General features: G+C 73.1%; 18 protein-coding genes and 1 tRNA gene. 11 read left to right on the plus strand and 8 right to left on the minus strand.

Features of this window, described 5'->3' with window-relative positions:
• Window positions 1-143 precede the first annotated feature (143 nt).
• From thrC to ACFCV8_RS17335, 5 genes are all read right to left on the minus strand, one after another.
• Window positions 144-1,214, minus strand: coding sequence for a threonine synthase (gene thrC / locus ACFCV8_RS17315; protein ID WP_376686194.1), 1,071 nt, complete (start codon window positions 1,212-1,214; stop codon window positions 144-146).
• A 6-nt stretch (window positions 1,215-1,220) separates the two neighbouring features.
• Entirely contained in the window at window positions 1,221-2,510 is a 1,290-nt protein-coding gene (locus tag ACFCV8_RS17320; RefSeq protein WP_366293409.1) for a homoserine dehydrogenase, read from the minus strand.
• Between the two features lie 98 nt (window positions 2,511-2,608).
• Complete coding sequence (gene lysA, locus ACFCV8_RS17325) at window positions 2,609-4,000, minus strand: diaminopimelate decarboxylase (protein ID WP_376686195.1); 1,392 nt, start codon at window positions 3,998-4,000, stop codon at window positions 2,609-2,611.
• Between the two features lie 26 nt (window positions 4,001-4,026).
• Window positions 4,027-5,022: an ArgS-related anticodon-binding protein NrtL gene (nrtL, locus tag ACFCV8_RS17330; RefSeq protein WP_376686196.1), complete on the minus strand. Its 996-nt coding sequence runs from the start codon at window positions 5,020-5,022 to the stop codon at window positions 4,027-4,029.
• Between the two features lie 55 nt (window positions 5,023-5,077).
• Entirely contained in the window at window positions 5,078-5,602 is a 525-nt protein-coding gene (locus ACFCV8_RS17335; protein ID WP_376686197.1) for a response regulator, read from the minus strand.
• Between the two features lie 163 nt (window positions 5,603-5,765).
• On the opposite strand from ACFCV8_RS17335, the gene ACFCV8_RS17340 reads away from it, so the two are divergent.
• Window positions 5,766-5,837 (plus strand) — tRNA-Arg (locus ACFCV8_RS17340).
• A gap of 87 nt (window positions 5,838-5,924) precedes the next feature.
• Here the strand turns inward: ACFCV8_RS17340 and ACFCV8_RS17345 are convergent.
• The gene (locus ACFCV8_RS17345; protein WP_376686198.1) at window positions 5,925-6,317 is read right to left on the minus strand and encodes a hypothetical protein; all 393 of its coding nucleotides are present in this window, start codon (window positions 6,315-6,317) and stop codon (window positions 5,925-5,927) included.
• Window positions 6,318-6,583: 266 nt separating this feature from the next.
• Here ACFCV8_RS17345 and ACFCV8_RS17350 point away from each other — a divergent pair, with 266 nt between their 5' ends.
• The gene (locus ACFCV8_RS17350; protein ID WP_376686199.1) at window positions 6,584-8,548 is read left to right on the plus strand and encodes a protease pro-enzyme activation domain-containing protein; all 1,965 of its coding nucleotides are present in this window, start codon (window positions 6,584-6,586) and stop codon (window positions 8,546-8,548) included.
• 79 nt (window positions 8,549-8,627) lie between these two features.
• Here the strand turns inward: ACFCV8_RS17350 and ACFCV8_RS17355 are convergent, their stop codons facing one another.
• Window positions 8,628-9,725 (minus strand): Ku protein, encoded by a 1,098-nt coding sequence (locus ACFCV8_RS17355; RefSeq protein WP_376686200.1) that lies wholly within the window; start codon window positions 9,723-9,725, stop codon window positions 8,628-8,630.
• A 60-nt stretch (window positions 9,726-9,785) separates the two neighbouring features.
• Here ACFCV8_RS17355 and ligD point away from each other — a divergent pair, with 60 nt between their 5' ends.
• From ligD to ACFCV8_RS17395, 8 genes are all read left to right on the plus strand, one after another.
• Entirely contained in the window at window positions 9,786-10,691 is a 906-nt protein-coding gene (gene ligD, locus ACFCV8_RS17360) for a non-homologous end-joining DNA ligase (protein WP_376686201.1), read from the plus strand.
• 313 nt (window positions 10,692-11,004) lie between these two features.
• A complete protein-coding gene (locus ACFCV8_RS17365) occupies window positions 11,005-13,158 on the plus strand; it encodes a HEAT repeat domain-containing protein (RefSeq protein ID WP_376686202.1) in 2,154 nt (717 codons plus the stop codon).
• On the plus strand, window positions 13,155-13,478 hold the full coding sequence (locus ACFCV8_RS17370) for a zinc-ribbon domain-containing protein (protein WP_376686203.1): 324 nt from the start codon (window positions 13,155-13,157) through the stop codon (window positions 13,476-13,478). Before ACFCV8_RS17365 ends, ACFCV8_RS17370 begins: the two co-directional genes overlap by 4 nt.
• A gap of 108 nt (window positions 13,479-13,586) precedes the next feature.
• On the plus strand, window positions 13,587-14,327 hold the full coding sequence (locus ACFCV8_RS17375; RefSeq protein ID WP_376686204.1) for a hypothetical protein: 741 nt from the start codon (window positions 13,587-13,589) through the stop codon (window positions 14,325-14,327).
• On the plus strand, window positions 14,324-15,619 hold the full coding sequence (locus ACFCV8_RS17380) for a histidine kinase dimerization/phospho-acceptor domain-containing protein (protein ID WP_376686205.1): 1,296 nt from the start codon (window positions 14,324-14,326) through the stop codon (window positions 15,617-15,619). The genes ACFCV8_RS17375 and ACFCV8_RS17380 overlap by 4 nt, the downstream gene beginning before the upstream one ends.
• Window positions 15,620-15,704: 85 nt before the next feature.
• A complete protein-coding gene (locus ACFCV8_RS17385) occupies window positions 15,705-17,084 on the plus strand; it encodes an FtsW/RodA/SpoVE family cell cycle protein (RefSeq protein ID WP_376686206.1) in 1,380 nt (459 codons plus the stop codon).
• On the plus strand, window positions 17,081-18,538 hold the full coding sequence (locus ACFCV8_RS17390) for a penicillin-binding transpeptidase domain-containing protein (protein WP_376686207.1): 1,458 nt from the start codon (window positions 17,081-17,083) through the stop codon (window positions 18,536-18,538). Before ACFCV8_RS17385 ends, ACFCV8_RS17390 begins: the two co-directional genes overlap by 4 nt.
• 4 nt (window positions 18,539-18,542) lie before the next feature.
• Window positions 18,543-19,613 (plus strand): amidase family protein, encoded by a 1,071-nt coding sequence (locus ACFCV8_RS17395; protein WP_376686208.1) that lies wholly within the window; start codon window positions 18,543-18,545, stop codon window positions 19,611-19,613.
• Window positions 19,614-19,793: 180 nt separating this feature from the next.
• On the opposite strand, the gene ACFCV8_RS17400 is transcribed toward ACFCV8_RS17395, so the two are convergent.
• The gene (locus ACFCV8_RS17400) at window positions 19,794-20,900 is read right to left on the minus strand and encodes a ferritin-like domain-containing protein (protein WP_376686209.1); all 1,107 of its coding nucleotides are present in this window, start codon (window positions 20,898-20,900) and stop codon (window positions 19,794-19,796) included.
• 176 nt (window positions 20,901-21,076) lie between these two features.
• On the opposite strand from ACFCV8_RS17400, the gene ACFCV8_RS17405 reads away from it, so the two are divergent.
• On the plus strand, window positions 21,077-22,012 hold the full coding sequence (locus ACFCV8_RS17405) for a diiron oxygenase (RefSeq protein ID WP_376686210.1): 936 nt from the start codon (window positions 21,077-21,079) through the stop codon (window positions 22,010-22,012).
• The last annotated feature ends 14 nt before the right edge of the window (window positions 22,013-22,026 follow it).

Raw genomic sequence — 22,026 nt, forward strand, 5'->3', positions numbered from 1 at the left:
CGGCGTCCGGTGCGTGCGCTCGCGATGCGGAGGGCCGTCTCCGCACGGGACGCACAAGGACGGCTACGGCAGTGCGGCGAGCGCGCCGGACGCCGCGCGGCGGGCGACGGTTCGACGACGCGGCCGGGGGCCTTCCGGCCGGATCAGGCCAGGCCCAGCTTCTCGGCCGCGGTGGCCGCGTCGACCGGGACGGTGACCGGCTGCGGGGCTCCCGCGACGGCCCAGTCGGGGTCCTTGAGGCCGTTGCCGGTGACCGTGCAGACGATCTTCTGGCCGGGGTCGACCTTGCCCTCCTCGGCGGCCTTCAGCAGGCCCGCGACGGAGGCGGCCGAGGCCGGCTCCACGAAGACACCCTCCCGCGAGGCCAGCAGCCGGTACGCGGAGAGAATCTGGCGGTCCGTCACCTCATCGATGAAACCGCCCGATTCGTCCCGGGCGTTCAGCGCGAACTGCCAGGAGGCCGGGTTGCCGATCCGGATCGCGGTGGCGATCGTCGACGGGTCCTTGACCACCTCGCCGCGCACGATGGGCGCGGAGCCGGAGGCCTGGAAGCCCCACATGCGCGGGGTGTGCGTGGCCAGGCCGTCCGTCGCGTATTCGCGGTAACCCTTCCAGTACGCGGTGATGTTGCCCGCGTTGCCGACCGGGAGGACGTGGACGTCCGGGGCGTCGCCGAGCGCGTCGACGATCTCGAACGCGGCGGTCTTCTGACCCTCGATACGGACCGGGTTGACCGAATTGACCAGCGCCACCGGGTAGTTGTCCGACAGCGAGCGGGCCAGCGTCAGGCAGTCGTCGAAATTGCCGTCCACCTGGAGGATCTTGGCGCCGTGCACCAGCGCCTGGCCCATCTTGCCGAGCGCGATCTTGCCCTGCGGGACGAGCACGGCGCAGACCATCCCGGCGCGCACCGCGTACGCGGCGGCGGAGGCGGAGGTGTTGCCGGTGGAGGCGCAGATGACCGCCTTGGCGCCCTCCTCCTTGGCCCGGGTGATGGCCATGGTCATGCCGCGGTCCTTGAAGGAACCGGTGGGGTTGGCGCCCTCGACCTTGAGGTGCACCTCGCAGCCCGTGCGCTCGGAGAGGACCTGAGCGGGGACGAGCGGCGTACCGCCCTCACGGAGCGTGACGACCGGCGTCGTGCTCGTGACCGGAAGGCGGTCCCGGTACTCCTCGATGATGCCGCGCCACTGGTGGGTGCCCTTGGTGGTCATGGGTCCTTACTCCCCTTCAACACGCATGATGCTGGCGACACCGCGCACGGTGTCGAGCTGCCGCAGCGCCCCGACGGTCGCCGAGAGCGCGGCGTCGGACGCACGGTGGGTGACGACGACGAGCGACGCCTCGCCACCCTTGCCCTGCTGACGGACGGTATCGATCGATACGCCCTTCTCGGCGAAGACCGTAGCGACCTGGGCGAGCACGCCCGGCTTGTCGGCCACGTCGAGACTGATGTGATAGCGCGTGACCACGTCGCCCATGGGGCTGACGGGCAGGCGCGTGTACGCGGACTCGCCGGGTCCGGTGGCCTCGTTGAGCTTGTTGCGGCAGACCGCGACCAGGTCGCCGAGGACCGCGGAGGCCGTCGGCGAGCCGCCGGCGCCGGGGCCGTAGAACATCAGCTGCCCGGCCGCCTCCGCCTCGACGAAGACCGCGTTGTACGCCTCGCGGACGGAGGCCAGCGGGTGGCTCAGCGGGATCATCGCCGGGTGCACCCGGGCCGTGACCGACCGGCCGTCGGCGGCGCGCTCGCAGATGGCGAGGAGCTTGACGGTGCAGCCCATGCGGCGGGCGGAGGCGATGTCGGCGGCGGTGACCTCGGTGATGCCCTCGCGGTACACGTCACCGATCCGCACCCGGGTGTGGAAGGCGATCCCGGCGAGGATGGCGGCCTTGGCCGCGGCGTCGAAGCCCTCGACGTCGGCGGTCGGGTCGGCCTCGGCGTAACCGAGGGCGGTGGCCTCGTCGAGCGCCTCGGAGTAGCCGGCGCCGCTGGTGTCCATCTTGTCGAGGATGAAGTTGGTGGTGCCGTTCACGATGCCGAGGACCCGGTTGACCTTGTCACCGGCCAGGGACTCGCGCAGCGGGCGCACCAGCGGGATGGCGCCGGCGACGGCGGCCTCGTAGTAGAGGTCCCGGCCGTGCTGCTCGGCCGCGGCGTGCAGCACGGCACCGTCCTCGGCGAGCAGCGCCTTGTTGGCGGAGACCACGCTCGCACCGTGCTCGAAGGCGGTGGTGATGAGCGTGCGGGCCGGCTCGATGCCGCCGATCACCTCGATGACGACGTCGATGTCGCCCCGTTTGACCAGGGCGGTCGCGTCGGTGGTGATCAGCGCGGGGTCGATGCCCTCGCGCACCTTGGAGGGACGGCGCACGGCGACGCCGGCGAGCTCGACCGGCGCGCCGATGCGCGCCGCGAGGTCGTCGGCGTGCGTCGTCATGATGCGCGCCACCTCTGAGCCGACCACTCCGCAGCCCAGCAGCGCCACCTTCAGCGGACGCGTACGCATCATCCGACCTCGATTCCTTTACTTCTGGTGTGTGGACCAGTCTCACTCACCGGACGGGCGATTCTGCCACCCGTCCGGATCCTGAGACATGTATTTCATCAGCCGACATCGAGACGCAGGAGATCTTCCTCCGTCTCGCGCCTGACGATGACACGCGCCTCGCCGTCACGCACGGCGACGACCGGCGGGCGCAGGGCGTGGTTGTAGTTGCTCGCCATGGAGCGGCAGTACGCGCCGGTGGCGGGCACGGCGATCAGGTCGCCGGGGGCGAGGTCGGACGGCAGGAACGCGTCCTTGACCACGATGTCGCCGCTCTCGCAGTGCTTGCCGACGACCCGGGCGAGCATCGGCTCGGCATCGGAGGCGCGCGAGGCGAGCGCAACGGTGTACTCGGCGTCGTAGAGCGCGGTGCGGATGTTGTCCGACATGCCGCCGTCGACGCTGACGTACGTCCGCAGCCCCTCCAGGGGCTTGATGGTGCCCACCTCGTAGAGCGTGAAGGCGGTCGGGCCGACGATGGCGCGGCCCGGCTCGACGGAGATCCGCGGGGTGGCGAGCCCGGCGGCCTCGCACTCACGGGTCACGATGTCGCCGAGCGCCTTGGCGATCTCGTGCGGCTCGCGGGGGTCGTCCTCGGAGGTGTACGCGATGCCGAGGCCGCCGCCGAGGTCGATCTCGGGCAGCTCCACCCCGTGCTCGTCGCGCACCTCGGCCAGCAGCTGGACCACGCGCCGGGCGGAGACCTCGAAGCCGGCCATGTCGAAGATCTGCGAACCGATGTGCGAGTGGATGCCGATGAGCTCCAGCCCGTCGAGGGCGAGGGCCCGGCGCACCGCCTCGGCGGCCTGTCCCCCGGCCAGCGCGATCCCGAACTTCTGGTCCTCGTGCGCGGTGGCGATGAACTCGTGGGTGTGCGCCTCGACGCCGACGGTCACCCGGATCTGTACGCGCTGCCGCTTGCCGAGCCGCTGCGCGACGTGGGCGACCCGGACGATCTCCTGGAAGGAGTCGAGCACGATGCGGCCGACCCCGGCGGTGACCGCCCGCTCGATCTCCCCGGTGGTCTTGTTGTTGCCGTGGAAGGCGATGCGCTCGGCGGGCATCCCGGCGTCCAGCGCGGTCGTGAGCTCGCCGCCGGAGCAGACGTCGAGGTTGAGCCCCTCCTCCCGCAGCCAGCGCACGACGGCGCGGGAGAGGAAGGCCTTCCCGGCGTAGAAGACGTCGGCGCCGGGGCCGAAGGCGTCGGCCCAGGCCCGGCAGCGGGCCCGGAAGTCGCTCTCGTCGAGGAAGTAGGCGGGGGTGGAGAACTCCTCGGCCAGCCGGGTCGCCGGGATGCCTCCGACGGTGATCACGCCGTCCTCGTCGCGGGTGACGGTGCGGGCCCAGACCTTGGTGTCCAGGGCGTTCAGGTCGGCGGGCGGGGCGGTGTAGTGCCCCTCCGTCATGACGTCGGCGTGGCGGGGCCCGGCGGGGTGTGCGGATCGGCTCATGGTGTGGTTCTGCTCTTTCGGGTCTCTCAGAGGACTTCGGGCGCGCTGATGCCGAGCAGGGACAGGCCGCCTGCCAGCACCGTCCCGGCGGCCTCGGCGAGGGCGAGCCGGGAGCGGTGGGCGGCCGAGGGTTTCTCGTCACCGGCGGGGAGCGGGGCGGCGCCGTCGTGGAAGTCGAAGAAGGCCGCGGCGACGGCCTCCAGCTGCCGGGCGAGCCGGTCGGGCTCGCGGTACCGGGCGGCGGCGGCGAGCACCGAGGGGTGGTCGGCGAGCAGCGTCCCGAGCTCCGGCGCGTCGACGGCGCACTCGTAGGCGGCGCGGAAGCCGAGCTGCGCGGCATTCCGGCTCAGGGCGCGGGTGCGGGCGTGGGCGTAGCGCACCCGGAAGAGCGGGTTCTCCTCCCGCTGGACGAGCAGTTCGCCGTTCCCGGTGGACCGGGGGAGGTCGTGCGGGGCGGGCCGCAGCAGGGCCCAGCGTGCGGCGTCGTCGCCGAGCCGGGCGAAGAGGTCGCGGTCGGCGGCGGGCACCGGGCGTACGTGGAGCGCCTCGCCGTTCGCCGCGCGGTCGGCGATCCCGGCGCCCTGGGACCTGAGCAGGCGTTCGACGGCGTCGGTGACGACCCGGGCGCGCAGCTCCGTGGCGGGGGCGAAGGAGACGGTGGTGCCGGTGAGGGCGTCGCCGTGTCCGTACGCCGTGCCGTGCTCCCGGACGGTGCGCACCAGCGCGCCGAGGTCGCGGGCAGCGGGCAGCGTGAAGTTCAGGAATCCGGGGCCGGTGACCTCGACGTCGGCGATGCCGGGCGCCTGGAGCACCCGCAGCCGCAGGATCTCGGCGACGTCCCTGGCGGGCAGCGCGGCGGGGCCGGCCAGCTGGAGGGCGACCGCGCAGGCGTAGTCCCCGCGGCCGCCGGGCCTGGTCCGCTCGACCCGCACGCGCGCGGGCACGGCCACGCGCAGGGCGTCCTCGTCGACCGCGCGGCGCACGGCGTGCAGCACGGTCCTGGAGAGATCGGCGGGGGTCACAGGACAAGCGTATGGGAGGAGGGGTGGCACACCGCGACCCGGTTTCAGCATGCGGTCACCCCGCGGCGCGCTCCGCGGTCCCGGCCCCCTGCCGCCCGGTCGGCGACGGCGGCTCCTCGCGCACCATCAGCCGCTGCACCAGCCGGACCAGCTCGGTCGGCTCGAAGGGCTTCGCGAGGAAGGCGTCGACCCCGGCGGCGATGCCGCTGTCCATCTCGTAGGACGTACAGGCGCTGATGATCGCGACGGGCAGATGTCTCGTCCGCGGGTCGGAGCGCAGTCTGGCGGCGGTCTGCGGACCGTCCAGCCGGGGCATGACGACATCGAGCGTGACCACGTCGGGCAGGACCCGATGCACCAGATCAAGACACTCGACACCATCGGCCGCGGTCACGACCTCGAAGCCCTCAAGCTCGAGATTGACCCTGATCAACTGCCGGATGACCTTGTTGTCGTCGACAACAAGCACGCGGCCACAAGCCCCTGACACACTCCGAGAGTAGGGGCGGAACCGGGGCTGCGTCCGGGTTTTACCCACTTCCGCCCCCGGACGGGTGGCGCGAAGGGTGGCCGGAAGCATCCGGAACGCGTCGCACGCCCCCGCCCGACAGCCCGTCGCCGACCTGTCGGACACCCGCCGGACACCCGCCGGGCACCCGTCGGGGCACCCCGGAAATACCTGTTCACGGGCACCCCTCGGAAGCTGGTAGTGTTTCACCCGTCGCCGAGCAGGACAGCGACTCGCCCTCGTAGCTCAGGGGATAGAGCATCGGCCTCCGGAGCCGTGTGCGCAGGTTCGAATCCTGCCGAGGGCACCTTGAACAAGGTGTGCAAGTGGGACCCCCCGATCAGGCATCACGTCGGATCGGGGGGTCCTGCTCGTTTCCCCCGCACCCATGGGCTCAGGCGGTGCCCGGCCCGCCTTCCTGGCCGTCCGGCCCCTCGGTGCCGATCTGTTCCGCGCGCAGGGCCAGGTCCTGGAGCACGTCGGCGGAGGTCACGTCGGTCTGTCCGGAGTCGTGCACCTGGGCCAGCATCGCGAAGGCCAGGGTGAACGCGCCGACCAGCTGCTCCACCGCGCCGCCGACCTCCCGGGCGATCAGGGTCGCCACCTCCTGGACCGAGGCGTCCTCGGGTACGGAGATGCGGGGCATGGTCTCGTTCAGCAGCACGGTGACCACGCCGCTGTCGGGGTCCAGGTCGTCGCGGTCGATGTTCTCCTCCAGCAGCCGGCGGATCTCGCCCGCCTCCGTGAGGATGCCCACCACCCGCTTCACCACTTCGCTCTGCTCCATCCGGCGAGCATAGGCGCGCGGCCGCGCGGAAGGACCCTGGCGCGCGGTGCCGCGTCCGCCCGCCCCTCGGCCGACAAACCGGGCGAACGCATGCGAAGGCCTTGCGAACCGCGCGCCGAACGACCGCGCGGACCAGGGCACTTGGCTGATTCTTGGCCTGTACATGCCCCCTACATGAAGTGTTCCTCGCCAGAGTGGCGCATTACATGTGCACATCATTCGACGCATGTGGTCCACACGCGAAGACCCACATCGCAGGGGGTTGTATGAGAACCAGCCGCGCGAAAAGCCGCGCCGCGCTGAGCATGGCGGCCGCGCTGCCGCTGCTGGCCGGCGCGCTCGCGCTCGGGGCACCGGACGCCAGCGCCGACTCCGCTCCGGGCGGGCGGGCCGCGCTGACGGGCACCAGGCCCGCCTGGGCGACGGCCGGGGCCGACCGGGGCGCCAGCGCCGACGGCGGCAGGGTCGCCGTCCGGGTCCATCTGGCCGGCCGGGACGCGAAGGGGCTGGCCGACTACGCCGCCGCCGTGTCCGACCCGGACTCCGCCTCGTACGGGAAGTACCTGGGCGCCGAGGAGGCGCAGGCCCGGTTCGGGGCCACCCAGGGGCAGATCGACCGGGTCCGCGACTGGCTGCGGTCGAACGGACTGACCGTCACCGGCGCCAACCGGCACTACGTCTCGGCCACCGGTGACGTCGCCGCCACCGAGAAGGCGTTCGGCACCCAGCTGCGCCAGTACCGCAAGGGCGGCCGGACCTACCGCGCCCCCGCCACCACCGCCTCGGTGCCCGCCGCGCTGGGCGATGCCGTGCTGGCGGTGTCCGGCCTGGACAACGCACCGCACAAGTCCAGCCACGACGAGGCGCTGCCGCCGCCGGACGCGGTGTTCCGCAACTCCGGCCCCTTCTCCACGTACTACGGCTCGAAGACCTCGTCGGCGCTGCCGGACGCGTACGGGCAGAAGGCGCCGTACGCCGTCAAGGGGTACACCGGGAAGCAGCTGCGCGCCGCGTACGGGGCGGGGAAGTGGACCGGCAAGGGCGTCACGGTCGCCATCACCGACGCGTACGCCTCGCCGACCATCGCCAAGGACGCCGCTCAGTACGCGAAGCGCAACGGCGACGCCCCGTACCGCAAGGGCCAGCTGCGCCAGGTGGTGCCGGACGACTACACCCGGACCGAGGAGTGCGGCGCCTCCGGCTGGTACGGCGAGGAGACCCTGGACGTCGAGGCCGTGCACGCGGTCGCGCCGGCCGCCGACATCGTGTACGTGGGCGCGGCCTCCTGCTACGACGCCGATCTGCTGGACTCGCTGAACCTGGTCGTCGACAAGCGGCTCGCCGACATCGTCTCCAACTCCTGGGGCGACGTCGAGTCCAACGAGACGCCGGACGTCGCGGCCGCGTACGACCAGGTCTTCAAGATGGGCGCGGTCGAGGGCATCGGCTTCTACTTCTCGTCGGGCGACGACGGGGACAACGTCGGGTCGACCGGTACGAAGCAGATCGACGTGCCGTCCAACTCCGCCTGGGTGACCTCCGTCGGCGGCACCGCGCTGGCGGTCGGCAAGCACGACACGTACCAGTGGGAGACCGGCTGGGGCACGCTCAAGGCGAGCCTGTCCGAGGACGGGAAGAGCTGGGACGGCTACCCCGGCACGTACACCTCGGGCGCGGGCGGCGGCACCAGCTCGACCGTGCGGCAGCCGTTCTACCAGCGCGGTGTCGTGCCCGACGCGCTCGCGCGGGCCGGCGGCGGGCAGCGGATGCGCACGGCCCCGGACATCGCGGCCGTCGCCGACCCGAACACCGGCTTCCTGGTCGGCCAGACCCAGACGCTGCCCGACGGCTCGCTCGGCTACGACGAGTACCGCATCGGCGGCACGTCGCTGGCCGCACCGGTCGTCGCCGGTGTCCAGGCGCTGGCGCAGCAGGCCCGGCACGGCCTGCCGATCGGGTTCGCCAACCCGTCGATCTACGCCCGGTACGGCTCGAAGGTGTACCACGACGTCACCGACCACCCGCTGGGCGCCGAGCGCGACCTCGCGGTGGTCCGGGTCGACTACGCCAACGGGGTGGACGCGGCGGACGGGCTGCTGACCTCGCTGCGGAGCCTCGGGAAGGACGCCTCCCTGAAGGCGGTCCGGGGCTACGACGACGTGACGGGGGTCGGGACTCCGGCGGCCGGTTACGTGGACTCGTACCGCTTCCCGTTCCGCGGCAGGCACTGAGCCTCCGGCCGGACACCGGCGGCCGCCCCGGGGAGCCTTCCGCGCTTCTCGGGGCGGCCGTCGTGCGGGGCGGGGCGGCTCAGGCGGAGGCGCGTCCGCGGGGGGCCGTCTTCTTCGCGGCCGCCCCGGCGGTGGTCTTCCCGGCCGTCGCCCTCCCGGCGGACTTCTCCTGCGCCGTCTTCCCGGCGGACTTCTTCGCGGTCTTCTTCGCGGTCGCCTTCGCCGTTCTCCGCGCGGGCGCCGTCGTGCCCGCCGTCCGTTTCGCCGTCCGTTTCGCCGTCCGCTCCGTCGTCCTGCGGGCGGCCGGCGCCTTCTTCTTCGCTCCGGTGCCGCCGGACTTCTTGCGGCCGGCGAGCGAGGTGACCCCGGCGACCGGGGCGTCCTTCGGCTCCTCCTCGCCGCGGGCCTCCTTCGCCTCCCGGACGCTGTTCTCCAGGGCCGCGATCAGGTCGATGACCTTGCCGCCGCCGACATCCCCCGTCCCGGCCGGTTCGGGTGTCCGGCCCTCGGCCTTGGCGGCGATCAGCTGCTCGACCGCCTCGCGGTAGTCGTCGTGCAGTGAGTCCAGGTCGACCTCGCCGAGGGTGTCCATCAGCGCGTCCGCCAGGTCGAGTTCGGCCTCCCGGACCGTGACGTCGCTCTGCGGGGCGACGCCCTCGGGGCTGCGGATCTCGTCCGGCCAGAGCAGTCCGTGCATGGCGATCACGTCGTCGACCACCCGCAGCATGCCCAGCCGCTCCCGGCCGCGCAGCGCGTACTTCGCCACGGCGACCTTCCGGCTCCGCTTCAGCGCCTCACGGAGCAGGGTGTACGGCTTGGCCGCGGTGACCCCGTCGGCGGAGAGGTAGTACGCCGCGTCCATCTGGAGCGGGTCGATCGAGGCGGCGGGCACGAAGGCCACGATCTCGATCGTCCGGGCGGTGGGCAGCGGGAGCGCGCCGAGGTCCTCGTCGGTGATCGGGATCATCGAGCCGTCGGCCTCTTCGTACGCCTTGCCGATCTCGGCCGCGGAGAGCTCCTGCCCGTCGATCTCGCAGACCTTGCGGTAGCGGACCCGGCCGCCGTCGGAGAGGTGGATCTGACGGAAGGAGACCGAGTGGTTCTCGGTGGCGTTGAGCAGCTTGATGGGGATGCTGACCAGCCCGAAGGAAATGGCGCCGTTCCATATGGATCTCACCGTTCACCCCTTGTGTCCGGATAGATACCTGTATCTGGCGAATCGTGTGATTCTTATCGTATGACGCCGATCACGGAGGTGGAGGGGCGGCGGCTGGCGCTCAGCAATCTCGACAAGGTGCTGTATCCGGCCACCGGGACCACCAAGGGCGAGGTGCTGCACTACTACGCGGCCACGGTGGCGGATCCGCTGCTCACCCATCTGCGCGACCGGCCCGTGTCGTTCCTGCGCTATCCGGACGGCGTGGACGGCCCGCGGTTCTTCAGCAAGAACCCGCCGCCGGGCACCCCTTCCTGGGTGCGGACCGCCCCGGTGCCCCGCCACGGGGACGAACCGGCCGTCCAGGTGGTCGTACAGGATCTCGCCTCGCTGGTGTGGGCGGCCAATCTGGTGGTGGAGTTCCACACCCCGCAGTGGCGGGCGGAGGCGCCGGGGCTCGCCGACCGGATGGTGTTCGACCTGGACCCGGGCGAGCCCGCGACCGTGGTGGAGTGCTGCGCGGTGGCGTGCTGGCTGCGCGGGCGGCTGGCGGCGGACGGGCTGCGCGGCTACCCGAAGACGTCCGGCTCCAAGGGGCTGCACCTGCTCGTGCCGCTGGAGCCGACCCCCGCCGAACGGGTGTCGGCGTACGCGCGGGAGCTCGCCGTCCGGGCCGAGCGGGAGCTTCCGGAGCTGGTGGTGCACCGGATGAAGCGGGCGCTGCGTCCGGGGAAGGTCTTCGTCGACTTCAGCCAGAACGCCGCGTCGAAGACCACCGCCACCCCCTACACCCTGCGCGCCCGCCCCGAACCGGCCGTCTCCGCGCCCGTCACCTGGACGGAGGCCGAGGGCTGCCGCGCCCCCGGGGAGCTGATGTTCCTGGCGGACTCGATGGCGGCGCGGCTGGCGCGGTACGGGGACCTGCTCGCGCCGCTGGCCGACCCGGCCGCGGCCGGGTCCCTGCCCGACGCGCCGGACCAGGGGTGAACCGGAGCACGGCCGAACCGGGTGGACCGGCCGAACCGGCCGAATCGGGTGAACCGGAGCGCGGATGAACCCGGTGCGCCGGAGTGCGGACGAGCCCCGTGCGCCGGGGCCCGGACAGCCGCGATGCGCCGGAGCGCGGGTGACACAGAAGCGCCGTGGCACGAGTGTCTGATTTACCCCGGTCCGATAGCGCATACCCAGTCGTTTGTCATGCCCGCCAGGAAAAGACCGCATGTGGAGGGCGGATCGCCCAGGCAGTGGTGCACACTCCTGGCAGACACTGCTTCGTTGTAACACGTGGGGAGGCGATGGGGTGTTCGCGGGGATCGACGAGGTCGACTGGACCTCGATGGAGCATGCCTACGGGCCGGCCGGTGATGTGCCCGCGATGCTGTGGGGGCTCGCGTCCGCCGACCCGGCACGGCGCGAGACGGCGCTGGACGGGATGTACGGCGCCGTGCACCACCAGGGTGATGTGTACGCCTGCACGCTGGCCAGCATTCCCTTTCTCTTCGAGCTGGTCGTGGACCCGGGCATTCAGGACCGGGGCAGCATCGTCGAGCTGCTCACCAGCATCGGCGGCATCGATCTGGACGAGGACGACGAGATCGACGAGGACGAGATCGAGGGCGCGGCCAACTACGCGATGGCGGCGACCGCGGTCACCGCGGGTGCGGGGGTGTTCTTCGAGCTGATGTCCGACGAGGACCCGGGGGTCAGGCTCCACGCGCCCCTGGCGCTGGCCGCGCTGCACGACCACCCGGACCGGGTGCTCACGCTGCTGCGGGAGCGGCTGCCGATCGAGCCGGACGAGGAGGTGCGGCTCGCCCTGGTCGAGGCGGCCGGGCGGATCGCGCTGCGCCACCGGTCGCTGGCCGGTCCGGCGGCGGCTTGGCTGACCCGGCTGGCCGGCGGGGGTTTCCCGCCGGGGCTGCGGCTGGCCGCGCTCGCCCAGCTGGCCCGGTGCGCCCCGGACGCGCTGCCCGGCGATGTGGTGCGGGTGGTGACGGGGGTGCTGCGGCAGCTGCGCGCGGCGCCGGCACGCCGGCCGGCGGCGGGCCCGGCGGCGGGCGGCCGGCCCGCCGTGGCCGAGGCGGCGGTGGAGACGTACGCGGAAGCGGCCGGGGAGCCGCCCGCCGAGGAGCGAGCCGTCCCGGCGGCCCGGTTGCGGGCGCTGTCCGACGAGCCGGTGGCGCAGCCCGCCGCCCCGTGGACGGCGGATCTGCTGCGCACCCTGCACGCGGGGCTCGACGACCGGGTCGCCGAGCGGACGGCCCTGCTGGCGGACCAGCTGCGCAGCCCGGACCGGCAGCAGCGGATCGACGCCCTGCGGATGTGCGGCGGGCTGATCCGGAGCTGGCGGGGCGAGTACGGCGAGCTGGTCCGGCTGGTCGGTGAGCAGCTCGCCACCCCCGATCCGCGGCTGGCCGAGGCCGCCTCGCACGTGCTGGAGGAGCTGTTCGGTCTCGCCGTGCCCGCGGCGGACGCGCTGGCGGCACGGGTGGCGGCGGACCCGGGTTCCTGGGTGCGGGACTGGCCGAGCGGGCCGCCCGCGCTGGGCAGCGCGGTGAAGGCGCTGGCCCGGCTGGGCGACGTACGGGCCCTGCCCGCGCTGGCCGCCGCGCTGGAGCGGCCCGAGGTGCCGCACGACGTGGGTGTCGCCATCGGCTGTCTCGGGGCGGCGGCGGACCCGCTGACCGGGGCGCTCCGCCGCCGGCTCGCCGCGCTCCCGCTGGACGGGCGGACGCACGACCGGGCGGGCCCGCTGCTGACCGCCGTGGCCGCGCTGCGGGCGGACGAGGCGCTGCCGGAGGTGCTGCGGATGCTGCGCGGCGCGCCGGAGCACCGGGGCGAGTGGGTGCGTACGGCGGCGCTGCGGGCGATCGGCTCGTTCGGGCCGGTGGCGCGGGAGGCCGTGCCCGAGCTGCGGGCGCTGCTGCGGAGCCCGGGGGCCGCCTCGGCGACCGAGGCCGCGAAGGCGCTGTGGGCGGTCGAGGGGGACGCCGGGGCGGTGCTGCCGGTGCTGGTCGAGGGCCTGCGGGCGGAACGCGTCCATGAGGTCGGGGCCGCGGTGCGGGCGCTGGGCGGGCTCGGCGAGCGGGCCTTCGTGGTCGCGCCGCGGCTGCGCGCCCTGCTGGGGCACGAGGAGGCGTGGCTGCGGGTGGACGCGGCGATCGCCCTGTGGGAGGTGTCCGGGCGGGCCGGGGAGTCCGTCACGGCGCTGCTGGCGGCCTGGGAGCAGAATCGTCATGTCCGCGTCCGAGTGGCGGAGGGCCTGGCGCGGATGGGGGCGGCTGGTGCAGGGTCGGACGCGGCAAAGGTGCTGCGCGCCGAACTCGCCTCCGTACGCCGTCACAACGCGATGGACGGCGGCTGCGGCAGCCATGACACCTACGAGGACGAGAAGCTGCTGACGCTCTGTCGGCAGGCGCTTTCGAGTACGACGGGGAAGGGACCCGCTACATGATCATTTTTGGTACGCGCGGCTATCTGTACCAGCTGGCCATCCTGACGCTGGTCTGCGGCTGGTGCGGGAACCCGGCCGCGCACACGCTGCGCAAGCGGGTCACGAAGTTCACGCTGTTCTTCGTGCCGCTCTTCCCGTTCTCGACGAAGTACGCCACCCAGTGCACGTTCTGCGGCGGCGAGCAGCAGATCGCGAAGGAGCAGGCCGAGCAGCTGCTGGCCCAGCACACGGCGGCGCAGCAGGGCAATCCGTACGGGCAGCAGCAGGGGCAGCAGGGCTACGCGCCGAACGGCCCGGGTGCGAACCCGTACCAGGGCTGAGCCCGGCGGGTTCCCGCCGAAACAACTACCTGTTTATGTACTAAATACGCATAACTGACTTCCTTCCGAATACAGTCGTGGAATCCGGCCACCGGAAGGGAGGGAGTCATGAGTCGGCTGCGCTGCCGTGCGGCGGCGGCTCTCGGGGCCGTCGCCGGTGCGGCACTGCTGGCCGGGTGCGGCGACGACGGCGGGCTGCGGAGCGCCGGCGCGGTCCCGGCCGCCATCGGGCCCGTACGGCTCTGGCCCGGGCTGCCGGTCGCCTCGGCCGCCCCGACGGACTACGGCGAGGGCGAGACCGCACGCATCCCGGGCATCGTGGTGCCGGGCGACGACGTCCACCGGCTGGACCCGGTGGCGGTGGTACGGGCCGGTCTCGCGGCCCGGCCCGACCGGGCCAGCGGCGCGGCCGTGCTGCCCGCCGACACCGTACGGCGGATCAACGCCTGCGGCACCGAGCCCGCTTCCTGCCCGGTGCTGCGGCCGTACTACCGCGATCTGACCGGTGACGGCCGCGAGGACCTGGTGCTCGGCGTCCGGCTGTCCGGCGGCCAGCTCTCGGTGCGGGCCTACACGGCCCGGGACGGCGTGCTGACCCGCATCATGTCCACCTCGGACGCGGTGATCAGCGTCGAGCTCGCGGGCCGGGACCTGATCGTGCGGGCGCCGTCGGCGATCCCGGGGTACGAGTACCGCACCTCCTGGACGTGGGACGGCAGCCAGCACGCGATGCTGCCCGCGCGGGAGGAGATCCAGCGGATGCCGTCGTCCCCGCCGCCGGCGCCCCGGCCCTCCCCGGCCTCCTCCTCCCCCGCCCCGCTCGCCGAGGCCCCCGCGGGGCGGCGATGAGACGGCCGCGTCCGCCCGCGTGGACCGCGACGCTCGCGTGGAAATCGGGCCTGTTCATCACGGTGATGTGCTGCGCGCTGGCCGCGCTGCTGGGCGCCCTGGTGCACACCGAGGTGACCCGTCGCACCGTCGGCCAGGCCAGGGACAAGGCGCTGTCCCGGCTGGCCGACGTGACCTCCGCCTACGAGGTCGGCGAGGCGCTGCCGCCGGGCTCCGGGCTCGATCCCCCGGGCCTGCCTGCCCCGCTGCGTTCCCTGGCCGCGGGCGGCGGGCGCGGCACGCTGGTCGGCGACCGGGACGGGAAGCCGGTGATGTGGGCGGCGGCCCCGGCCGACGGGCGGGCGCTGGCGACCCAGGTGGACTACGGGCAGAGCGCCCGCACCATCGAGAGCCTCGACGGGGCGATCGCCGGCTCCTCGGTGCTGGCCATCTGCGCGACCCTGCTGGTCGGGGCGTTCGCGGTCACCCGGGTCACCCGGCGGCTGCACCAGACGGCGCGGGTGGCCCGCCGGATCAGCGCGGGCGATCTCGACGCCCGGGTCGGCGACCCGCGCACGGCGGACCCCTCGCGCCCGCAGGACGAGGTCGCGACGGTCGCCGGGGCGCTCGACACGATGGCCGCCACGCTCCAGCGCAAACTCCTGGCCGAGCAGCGCTTCACCGCCGACGTGGCGCACGAGCTGCGCACCCCACTGACCGGTCTGTCCGCCGCCGCCGAGCTGCTGCCGCCGGGACGCCCCTCCGAGCTGGTGCGGGACCGGGTGCGCACCATGCGGACACTGACCGAGGACCTGCTGGAGATCTCCCGGCTGGACGCCGGTACGGAGCACGTCGATCTCGGGGTGTACGAGCTGCTGCCGCTGGTCGAGCGGGTGGTGCGCGCCTCGGGAACGCGGACCGAGGTCCGGGTGGTGGGGTCGACGGACGGACCGCCGGTGCACGTCGAGACCGATCTGCGGCGGCTGGAGCGGGTGCTGGGCAATCTGATCGCCAACGCGCACCGGCACGGCGGGCCCCCGGTGGTGGCGACGGTCGACGGGCCGGTGGTGACCGTGCGCGACCACGGCCCCGGGCTCCCCGGCTATCTGCTGGCCGACGGGCCGCGCCGCTTCCGTACCGGGGGCGGCGGCAAGGGGCACGGCCTCGGGCTGACCATCGCCGCCGGGCAGGCCGCGGTGATCGGCGCCCGGCTGGAGTTCGGCAACGCCCCGGACGGCGGGGCGGTCGCCCGGGTGGCCCTGCCCCCGCACCGGGCGCCGGACCCTTCCCCAAACCCCCCGCCCGGGGGGTGACGGGGCGTCGTCCGCCCGCCGCTCTTCGGACATACCCGATACGGCATAAGGGAAATACGCCCCGGCTCTTGCTACGTTTCCCGGCATGACCGCAACGACGGCGGACGGCCCTCCGCCCGCGCTACGCCTGTCCGAGCGGCGCGGGGTCGAGCTGCTGCTGCTCGTCGGGGCCGTCCTGATCCCGGTCTTCGGATACGTCTCCGTCGGCCTGGCGAAGAACGGCGCGGTCCCGCCCGACGCGGCCGGGTACGGGGCGGGACTGGGCCTGCTGGCCCTGCTCGCCCATCTCGCGGTCCGTTTCCGCGCCCCCTGCGCCGATCCGCTGCTGCTGCCCATCGCCGTCCTGCTCAACGGGCTCGGTCTGGTGCTGATCTACCGGCTCGACCTGGAGACGCCGAAGGACCAGGCGGCGCCCACCCAGCTGATCTGGTCCACCCTCGGGGTGACGCTGTTCATCGCGGTGGTCGTCGTCCTGCGCGACCACCGGGTGCTCCAGCGGTACGCGTACCTCTCGGTGGCCGCCGCGCTGGTCCTGATGATCGTGCCGATCTTCTTCCCCGCGGTGAACGGCGCCAAGATCTGGATCCGGGTGGGCGGATTCTCCTTCCAGCCCGGCGAGTTCGCGAAGATCCTGCTCGCCGTGTTCTTCGCCGCGTACCTCGCCGCGAACAGCAACGCGCTCGCCTACACCGGCCGCCGGGTGTGGCGGCTCCAGCTGCCCACCGGCCGGGTGCTCGGCCCGATCGTGGCGATCTGGCTGTTCAGTGTCGGCGTCCTGGTCCTGGAGCGGGACCTGGGCACCTCGCTGCTCTTCTTCGGCCTCTTCGTGATCATGCTGTACGTGGCGACCGGCCGGACCGGATGGATCGCGGTGGGGCTGCTGCTCGCCGCGGTCGGCGCGTTCGTCGTCGGCTCCTTCGAACCGCATGTGCACAGCCGGGTGCAGGACTGGCTCTCCCCGTTCGCCTCCATCGACGCCGGCCAGGGCCCCGGCCAGCTGGCCCAGTCGCTGTTCGCGTTCGCGGCGGGCGGGATGCTCGGCACGGGGCTGGGGCTCGGCCACTCGATCCTGATCGGTTTCGCCGCCAAGTCCGACTTCATCCTGGCGACGGCGGGCGAGGAGCTGGGGCTGACCGGGCTGACCGCGGTCTTCCTGCTGTACGCGCTGCTGGTGGCCCGCGGCTACCGGGCCGGGCTCGCCCTGCGCGACCCGTTCGGGCGGCTGCTGGCGATCGGTCTGGCCTCGATCCTGGCGCTCCAGGTCTTCGTGATCGCGGGCGGGGTGATGGGGCTGATCCCGCTGACCGGCATGGCGATGCCGTTCCTCGCCCAGGGCGGCTCCTCCGTGGTCACCAACTGGATCATCGTGGCGCTGCTGATCCGGGTCAGCGACCAGGCCCGCAGACCGCGGCCGGACGCCGTGGAGACCGGGATCGTCGCGCGGGCCGAGGAGGGCGGACGGTGATCCGCTACATCCGGCGGGCCGCCGGACTCCTGCTGGTGCTGCTGGTGGCACTGCTGCTGAACGCCGCCCGCATCCAGGTCCTGGACGCCGACGAGCTCGACCACAACCCCGCCAACCGCCGCCTCACGATCGCCCGTTACGACCAGCCGCGCGGCGACATCGTGGTGAGCGGCAGATCCGTCACCGGCTCGAAGAACACCGGCGAGCAGCTCGCGTACGAGCGCACCTACCGCGACGGGCCGCTGTACGCGCCGGTGACGGGATACGCCTCGCAGACGTACGGCACGACCCTGCTGGAGTACGCCGAGGACCCTCTGCTCTCCGGCACCGACCCGATGCTCGCCCCGCTCCCCCTCTGGAACGACATCACCCGCGCCCAGCAGCCCGGCGGCCGGGTCGTCACCACCGTCGTGGACGCGGTGCAGCGGGCCGCGTACACGGGGCTCGGCGGGCGGCGGGGCGCGGTCGCCGCCCTGGAACCGGCGACCGGGAAGATCCTGGCGCTGGTCTCGACGCCCTCGTACGACCCCGGGCTGCTCTCCGGCACCGGGCCCGCGGTCACCGGGGCCTGGGCGCGGCTGAACGCGTCGAAGAGCCGGCCGATGCTCAACCGGGCGATCCGGCAGACCTATCCGCCGGGCTCCACCTTCAAGATCGTGACGGCGGCCGCGGCGCTGGACGCCCGGGTCGTCACCGATCCCGACGCGGACACCGGCACCCCGTCCCCGTACGTGCTGCCGGGCACCACGACCACGCTGCCCAACGAGGCGCGCGGCTGCGAGCGGGCCTCGCTCGCCGAGGCGATCCGGATCTCCTGCAACACCGTGATGGCGGACCTGGGGGTGCGGGTGGGGCTCGACGGCATGGTGGAGGCGGCGCGGAACTTCGGCTTCGACGACACCGGACTGCGGATTCCCTCGGGGGTCGCGAAGAGCAATTTCGACACCCGGATGAGCAAGGACCAGCTGGCGCTGTCGTCGATCGGGCAGTTCGACACCACCGCCACCCCGCTCCAGATGGCGATGGTGGCGTCCGCCGTGGCCAACGGCGGCGAACTGATGCACCCGTACCTGGTGGACCGCACGACCACGCACGACGACTCGACGGTCAGCCGCAACGGCCCCCGCTCCTACCACCGGGCGATGAACCCGGGTACGGCGATGCAGCTGCGGCGGATGATGGTCGACGTGGTGGAGAACGGCACCGGTACCAACGCCGCGATCCCCGGAGTGACGGTCGGCGGCAAGACCGGCACCGCACAGCACGGTGTGGACAACTCCGGCCTGCCGTACGCCTGGTTCATCTCCTGGGCCCAGGCGCCCGGCGCGGCGCGTCCGGCCGTGGCGGTCGCCGTGGTGGTCGAGGACGCGGCGGCGGACCGGGCGGACATCAGCGGGGGCGGCAGCGCGGCCCCGATCGCCCGTTCCGTGATGGTGGCGGCCCTGAAAGACTGACCCGATGACGCATCGGGCGGACGCGGTGGGGCAGGCCCTGGAGCGCATCGGCCGGGAGGACCCCCGGCTGTGCGCGTTCCTCGAGGTGTGGCCCGAGCGGGCGCGCGCCGGGGCGGAGGCGGCCCGCGGGCTGCCGCTGGCCGGGATGCCGTTCGCGGTCAAGGGCCGCGCGGGTGTGCGCGCGTACGCGGCGCGGCGGCTGGCCGGGGCCGGGGCGGTGCCGGTCGGCTCGACCTCGGTGCCCGGTCCCGGCACCCCCTGGCAGACCTGGGGGCAGGGCGCCCTGGGCCGTACGGTCAACCCGTGGCGGGCCGACCGTACCCCGGGCGGTTCGTCGGCGGGCGCGGCGGCCGCCGTGGCGGCGGGCCTGGTGGATCTGGCGACCGGCGGCGACGGGGCCGGGTCGGTGCGGATTCCGGCGGCGTGGTGCGGGGTGTTCGGGCTGAAGACGACGAACGGCCTGCTGCCGTCGCCGGACCGCACGGGGCTGGCCTCCGCCGGGGTGCTGGCCCGCTCGGCGGCGGGGGCCGGGGTCTTCGCCCGCCATGTGCTGGACGTGGCGGTGCCGGAGGCGCCGACGGGTCCGGTGGCGGCCGTGTTCAGCCCGGATCTGGGGTACGCGGAGGTCGACCCGGAGGTCGCGGCGGTGGTCGGGCGGGCGGTGCGGCGACTGGCGGCGGCCGGGGTGGTGCGGCTGGTGGACGGCGGGTGCCCGCTGCTCGACCCCCAGGAGGCGTGGCTGTCGGTCCGGGGCGGGGCGGTGTCGCCGGGCGGCGAGGAGGTGCGGCGGGCGAACGACGCGGTGCTCGACGCGCTGTTCGCCCGTACCCCGTTGCTGCTGACCCCGACCACGCCGAACCGCCCGCACGGCCACGACGGCCCCGGGGCCACCTACTCGACCGCGCTGACCTGGGCGTTCAACCTGAGCGGGCATCCCGCCGCCAGTGTGCCGGCCGGATTCACGCCGGACGGCTGCCCGGTGGGGCTCCAGCTGGTCGCCGAGCGCGGGGCGGACGCGGAGCTGCTCGCGGCGGCGCGCGCGGTGGAGCGCGCCCTGCCCGCCGTACGCCTCTGACGCCGGGCCCGTCTTCCCGGCCTTCGCGCCGTCCGTCGTCCGTCGCCCGGCGGACGGCGGACGGCGGACGGCAGACGGCGAGCTGCGGACGGCGAGCTGCGGACGGCGAGCTGCGGACGGCAGACAGCGGACGGCGGCGCGACGGCCGGTGAGCTGCGGACGGTGGCGCGAAGGCCGGCCCTACGCGCCCCCGCCCTGGGCTATCGCCTCCTCGACCTCGGCGACCCTGGCCTGCTCCTCCGCGGCGAAGCGGTCCCGGTCCAGCTGTTCGGCTATCTCCTCGTCCTGGGCCATCAGGAGGTCCAGGTTGGAGTCGCCGAGTTCGAGGACGCCCATGTCGACGTACGCCTTCTGGAGCCGTTCGCCCCACAGTCCGATGTCCTTGACGCACGGCACTATCCGGCTGAACAGCAGCTTCCGGAAGAGCTGGAGGAACTCCGAGTGCTCGGACAGCTCCTTGGCCTCCTGCTTGCCGATGCCGAAGTTCTCCAGCACCTCCACGCCGCTGAGCCGGTCGCGCATCAGGTAGCAGCCCTCGATGACGAAGTCCTCGCGCTCGCGCCGTTCGGCGTCGCTCAGCTGCTTGTAGTAGTCACGCAGCGCCATCCGCCCGAACGCGACGTGCCGGGCCTCGTCCTGCATGACGTACGCCAGTATCTGCTTGGGCAGTGCCTTGGTGGTGGTGTCGCGGATCATGCCGAACGCGGCCAGCGCGAGGCCCTCGATGAGGACCTGCATGCCGAGGTAGGGCATGTCCCAGCGGGAGTCGCGCAGGGTGTCGCCGAGCAGCGCCTGGAGGTTGTCGTTGATCGGGTAGAGCATCCCGACCTTCTCGTGCAGGAACCTGCCGTACACCTCCGCGTGCCGGGCCTCGTCCATGGCCTGGGTCGCGGAGTAGAACTTGGCGTCCAGGTCGGGGACGGACTCGACGATCCGGGCGGCGCAGACCATGGCGCCCTGCTCGCCGTGGAGGAACTGGCTGAACTGCCAGGAGGTGTAGTGCCTGCGCAGCCGGCCGCGGTCCTTCTCGGTCATCTTGTCCCAGTGCGGGGTGCCGTACAGGGTGAGGGCCTCGTCGGGAGTGCCCAGCGGGTCCTCCGGGTCGACCTCCAGGGACCAGTCGATGCGCTTGTTGCCGTCCCACTGCTTGTCCTTGCCCTTCTGGTACAGGGCGAGGAGGCGTTCGCGGCCGTCGTCGTAGTCCCAGCTGAAGCGGGCGGCGCCGGAGGCGGGCACCTCCCACAGCGGTGCCCCGGGGGCAGTGGTGTAGAGGTCGTGTGTCGACACGGACGGCTCCTTCGCCTCGCGGTTCGCGGCAATTCCCCTGGCGATTAACTCAGTTGGCAGGTTCACACGTTGGTAGACGCCGGGTCAACAAGTCGCGCGGAAGGGATTGACGGCCTTGCTGACTGGGAGTCTCATAAGGGATGACCGCCGGTAACCCCATTGCGAGGTGCCCCAGCATGACCCCCGTCACCGAAGCCGACGTCCAACTGCTCCGCGACGCGCTCGGACCGCTCCGGGACCGCGAACAGGTCGCCGCGCGGCTCCTCGAATCCTCGGCCAGGCACTCCTTCGACCCGGACAAGGAGCTGGACTGGGACGCGCCGGTCGAGGAGGGCAAGTGGTTCTGGCCGCCCGAGCTCGTCTCGCTCTACGACACCCCGCTGTGGCGGCGGATGTCCGAGGAGCAGCGGATCGAGCTCTCCCGCCACGAGGCGGCCTCGCTCGCCTCGCTGGGCATCTGGTTCGAGATCATCCTGATGCAGCTGCTCGTCCGGCACATCTACGACCGGCCGGTGACCAGCAATCACGTCCGCTACGCGCTCACCGAGATCGCCGACGAGTGCCGCCACTCGATGATGTTCGGCCGCATGATCACGTGGGGCGGCTCGCCCGACTACCCCGTACCGCGCGTCTACCACAACCTCGCCCGGGTGCTGAAGACCGTCTCCACCACCCCGGGTTCGTTCGCCGCGACCCTGCTGGGCGAGGAGATCCTGGACTGGATGCAGCGGCTGACCTTCCCCGACGAGCGCGTCCAGACGCTCGTGCGGGGCGTGACCCGCATCCATGTGGTCGAGGAGGCGCGGCATGTCCGCTACGCCCGCGAGGAGCTGCGCCGCCAGATGGTGACCGCCCCCTCCTGGGAGCGCCGGCTGACCCGGCTGAGCTGCGGGGAGGCGGCCCGCGTCTTCTCCGTCTGCTTCATCAACCCGCAGGTGTACGAGCACGTCGGCCTGGACCGCCGGGAGGCCGTCGCCCAGGTGCGGGCGAGCGGCCACCGCGCCGAGGTCATGCAGTCGGGTGCGAAGCGGCTGACGGACTTCTTCGAGGACATCGGCGTGCTGAACGGAGTGGGGCGCAGGTTGTGGAAGCGTTCCGGTCTGCTGGCCTGAACGGGTCGGGGCCT

The sequence above is a fragment of the Streptomyces sp. NPDC056347 genome (genome assembly GCF_042262625.1).
Taxonomy (GTDB): Bacteria; Actinomycetota; Actinomycetes; order Streptomycetales; family Streptomycetaceae; genus Streptomyces.

What these genes read in the sequence shown, in the direction of transcription:
- ACFCV8_RS17345 (WP_376686198.1), bottom strand. Translation starts at nt 6,317, where the DNA reads ATGGAGCAGAGCGAAGTGGTGAAGCGGGTGGTGGGCATCCTCACGGAG.
- ACFCV8_RS17405 (WP_376686210.1), top strand. Translation starts at nt 21,077, where the DNA reads ATGACCCCCGTCACCGAAGCCGACGTCCAACTGCTCCGCGACGCGCTC.
- ACFCV8_RS17395 (WP_376686208.1), top strand. Translation starts at nt 18,543, where the DNA reads ATGACGCATCGGGCGGACGCGGTGGGGCAGGCCCTGGAGCGCATCGGC.
- ACFCV8_RS17380 (WP_376686205.1), top strand. Translation starts at nt 14,324, where the DNA reads ATGAGACGGCCGCGTCCGCCCGCGTGGACCGCGACGCTCGCGTGGAAA.
- ligD (WP_376686201.1), top strand. Translation starts at nt 9,786, where the DNA reads ATGACGCCGATCACGGAGGTGGAGGGGCGGCGGCTGGCGCTCAGCAAT.
- ACFCV8_RS17385 (WP_376686206.1), top strand. Translation starts at nt 15,705, where the DNA reads ATGACCGCAACGACGGCGGACGGCCCTCCGCCCGCGCTACGCCTGTCC.
- ACFCV8_RS17335 (WP_376686197.1), bottom strand. Translation starts at nt 5,602, where the DNA reads ATGCTTCCGGCCACCCTTCGCGCCACCCGTCCGGGGGCGGAAGTGGGT.
- ACFCV8_RS17320 (WP_366293409.1), bottom strand. Translation starts at nt 2,510, where the DNA reads ATGCGTACGCGTCCGCTGAAGGTGGCGCTGCTGGGCTGCGGAGTGGTC.
- ACFCV8_RS17370 (WP_376686203.1), top strand. Translation starts at nt 13,155, where the DNA reads ATGATCATTTTTGGTACGCGCGGCTATCTGTACCAGCTGGCCATCCTG.
- ACFCV8_RS17375 (WP_376686204.1), top strand. Translation starts at nt 13,587, where the DNA reads ATGAGTCGGCTGCGCTGCCGTGCGGCGGCGGCTCTCGGGGCCGTCGCC.
- ACFCV8_RS17350 (WP_376686199.1), top strand. Translation starts at nt 6,584, where the DNA reads ATGAGAACCAGCCGCGCGAAAAGCCGCGCCGCGCTGAGCATGGCGGCC.
- lysA (WP_376686195.1), bottom strand. Translation starts at nt 4,000, where the DNA reads ATGAGCCGATCCGCACACCCCGCCGGGCCCCGCCACGCCGACGTCATG.
- thrC (WP_376686194.1), bottom strand. Translation starts at nt 1,214, where the DNA reads ATGACCACCAAGGGCACCCACCAGTGGCGCGGCATCATCGAGGAGTAC.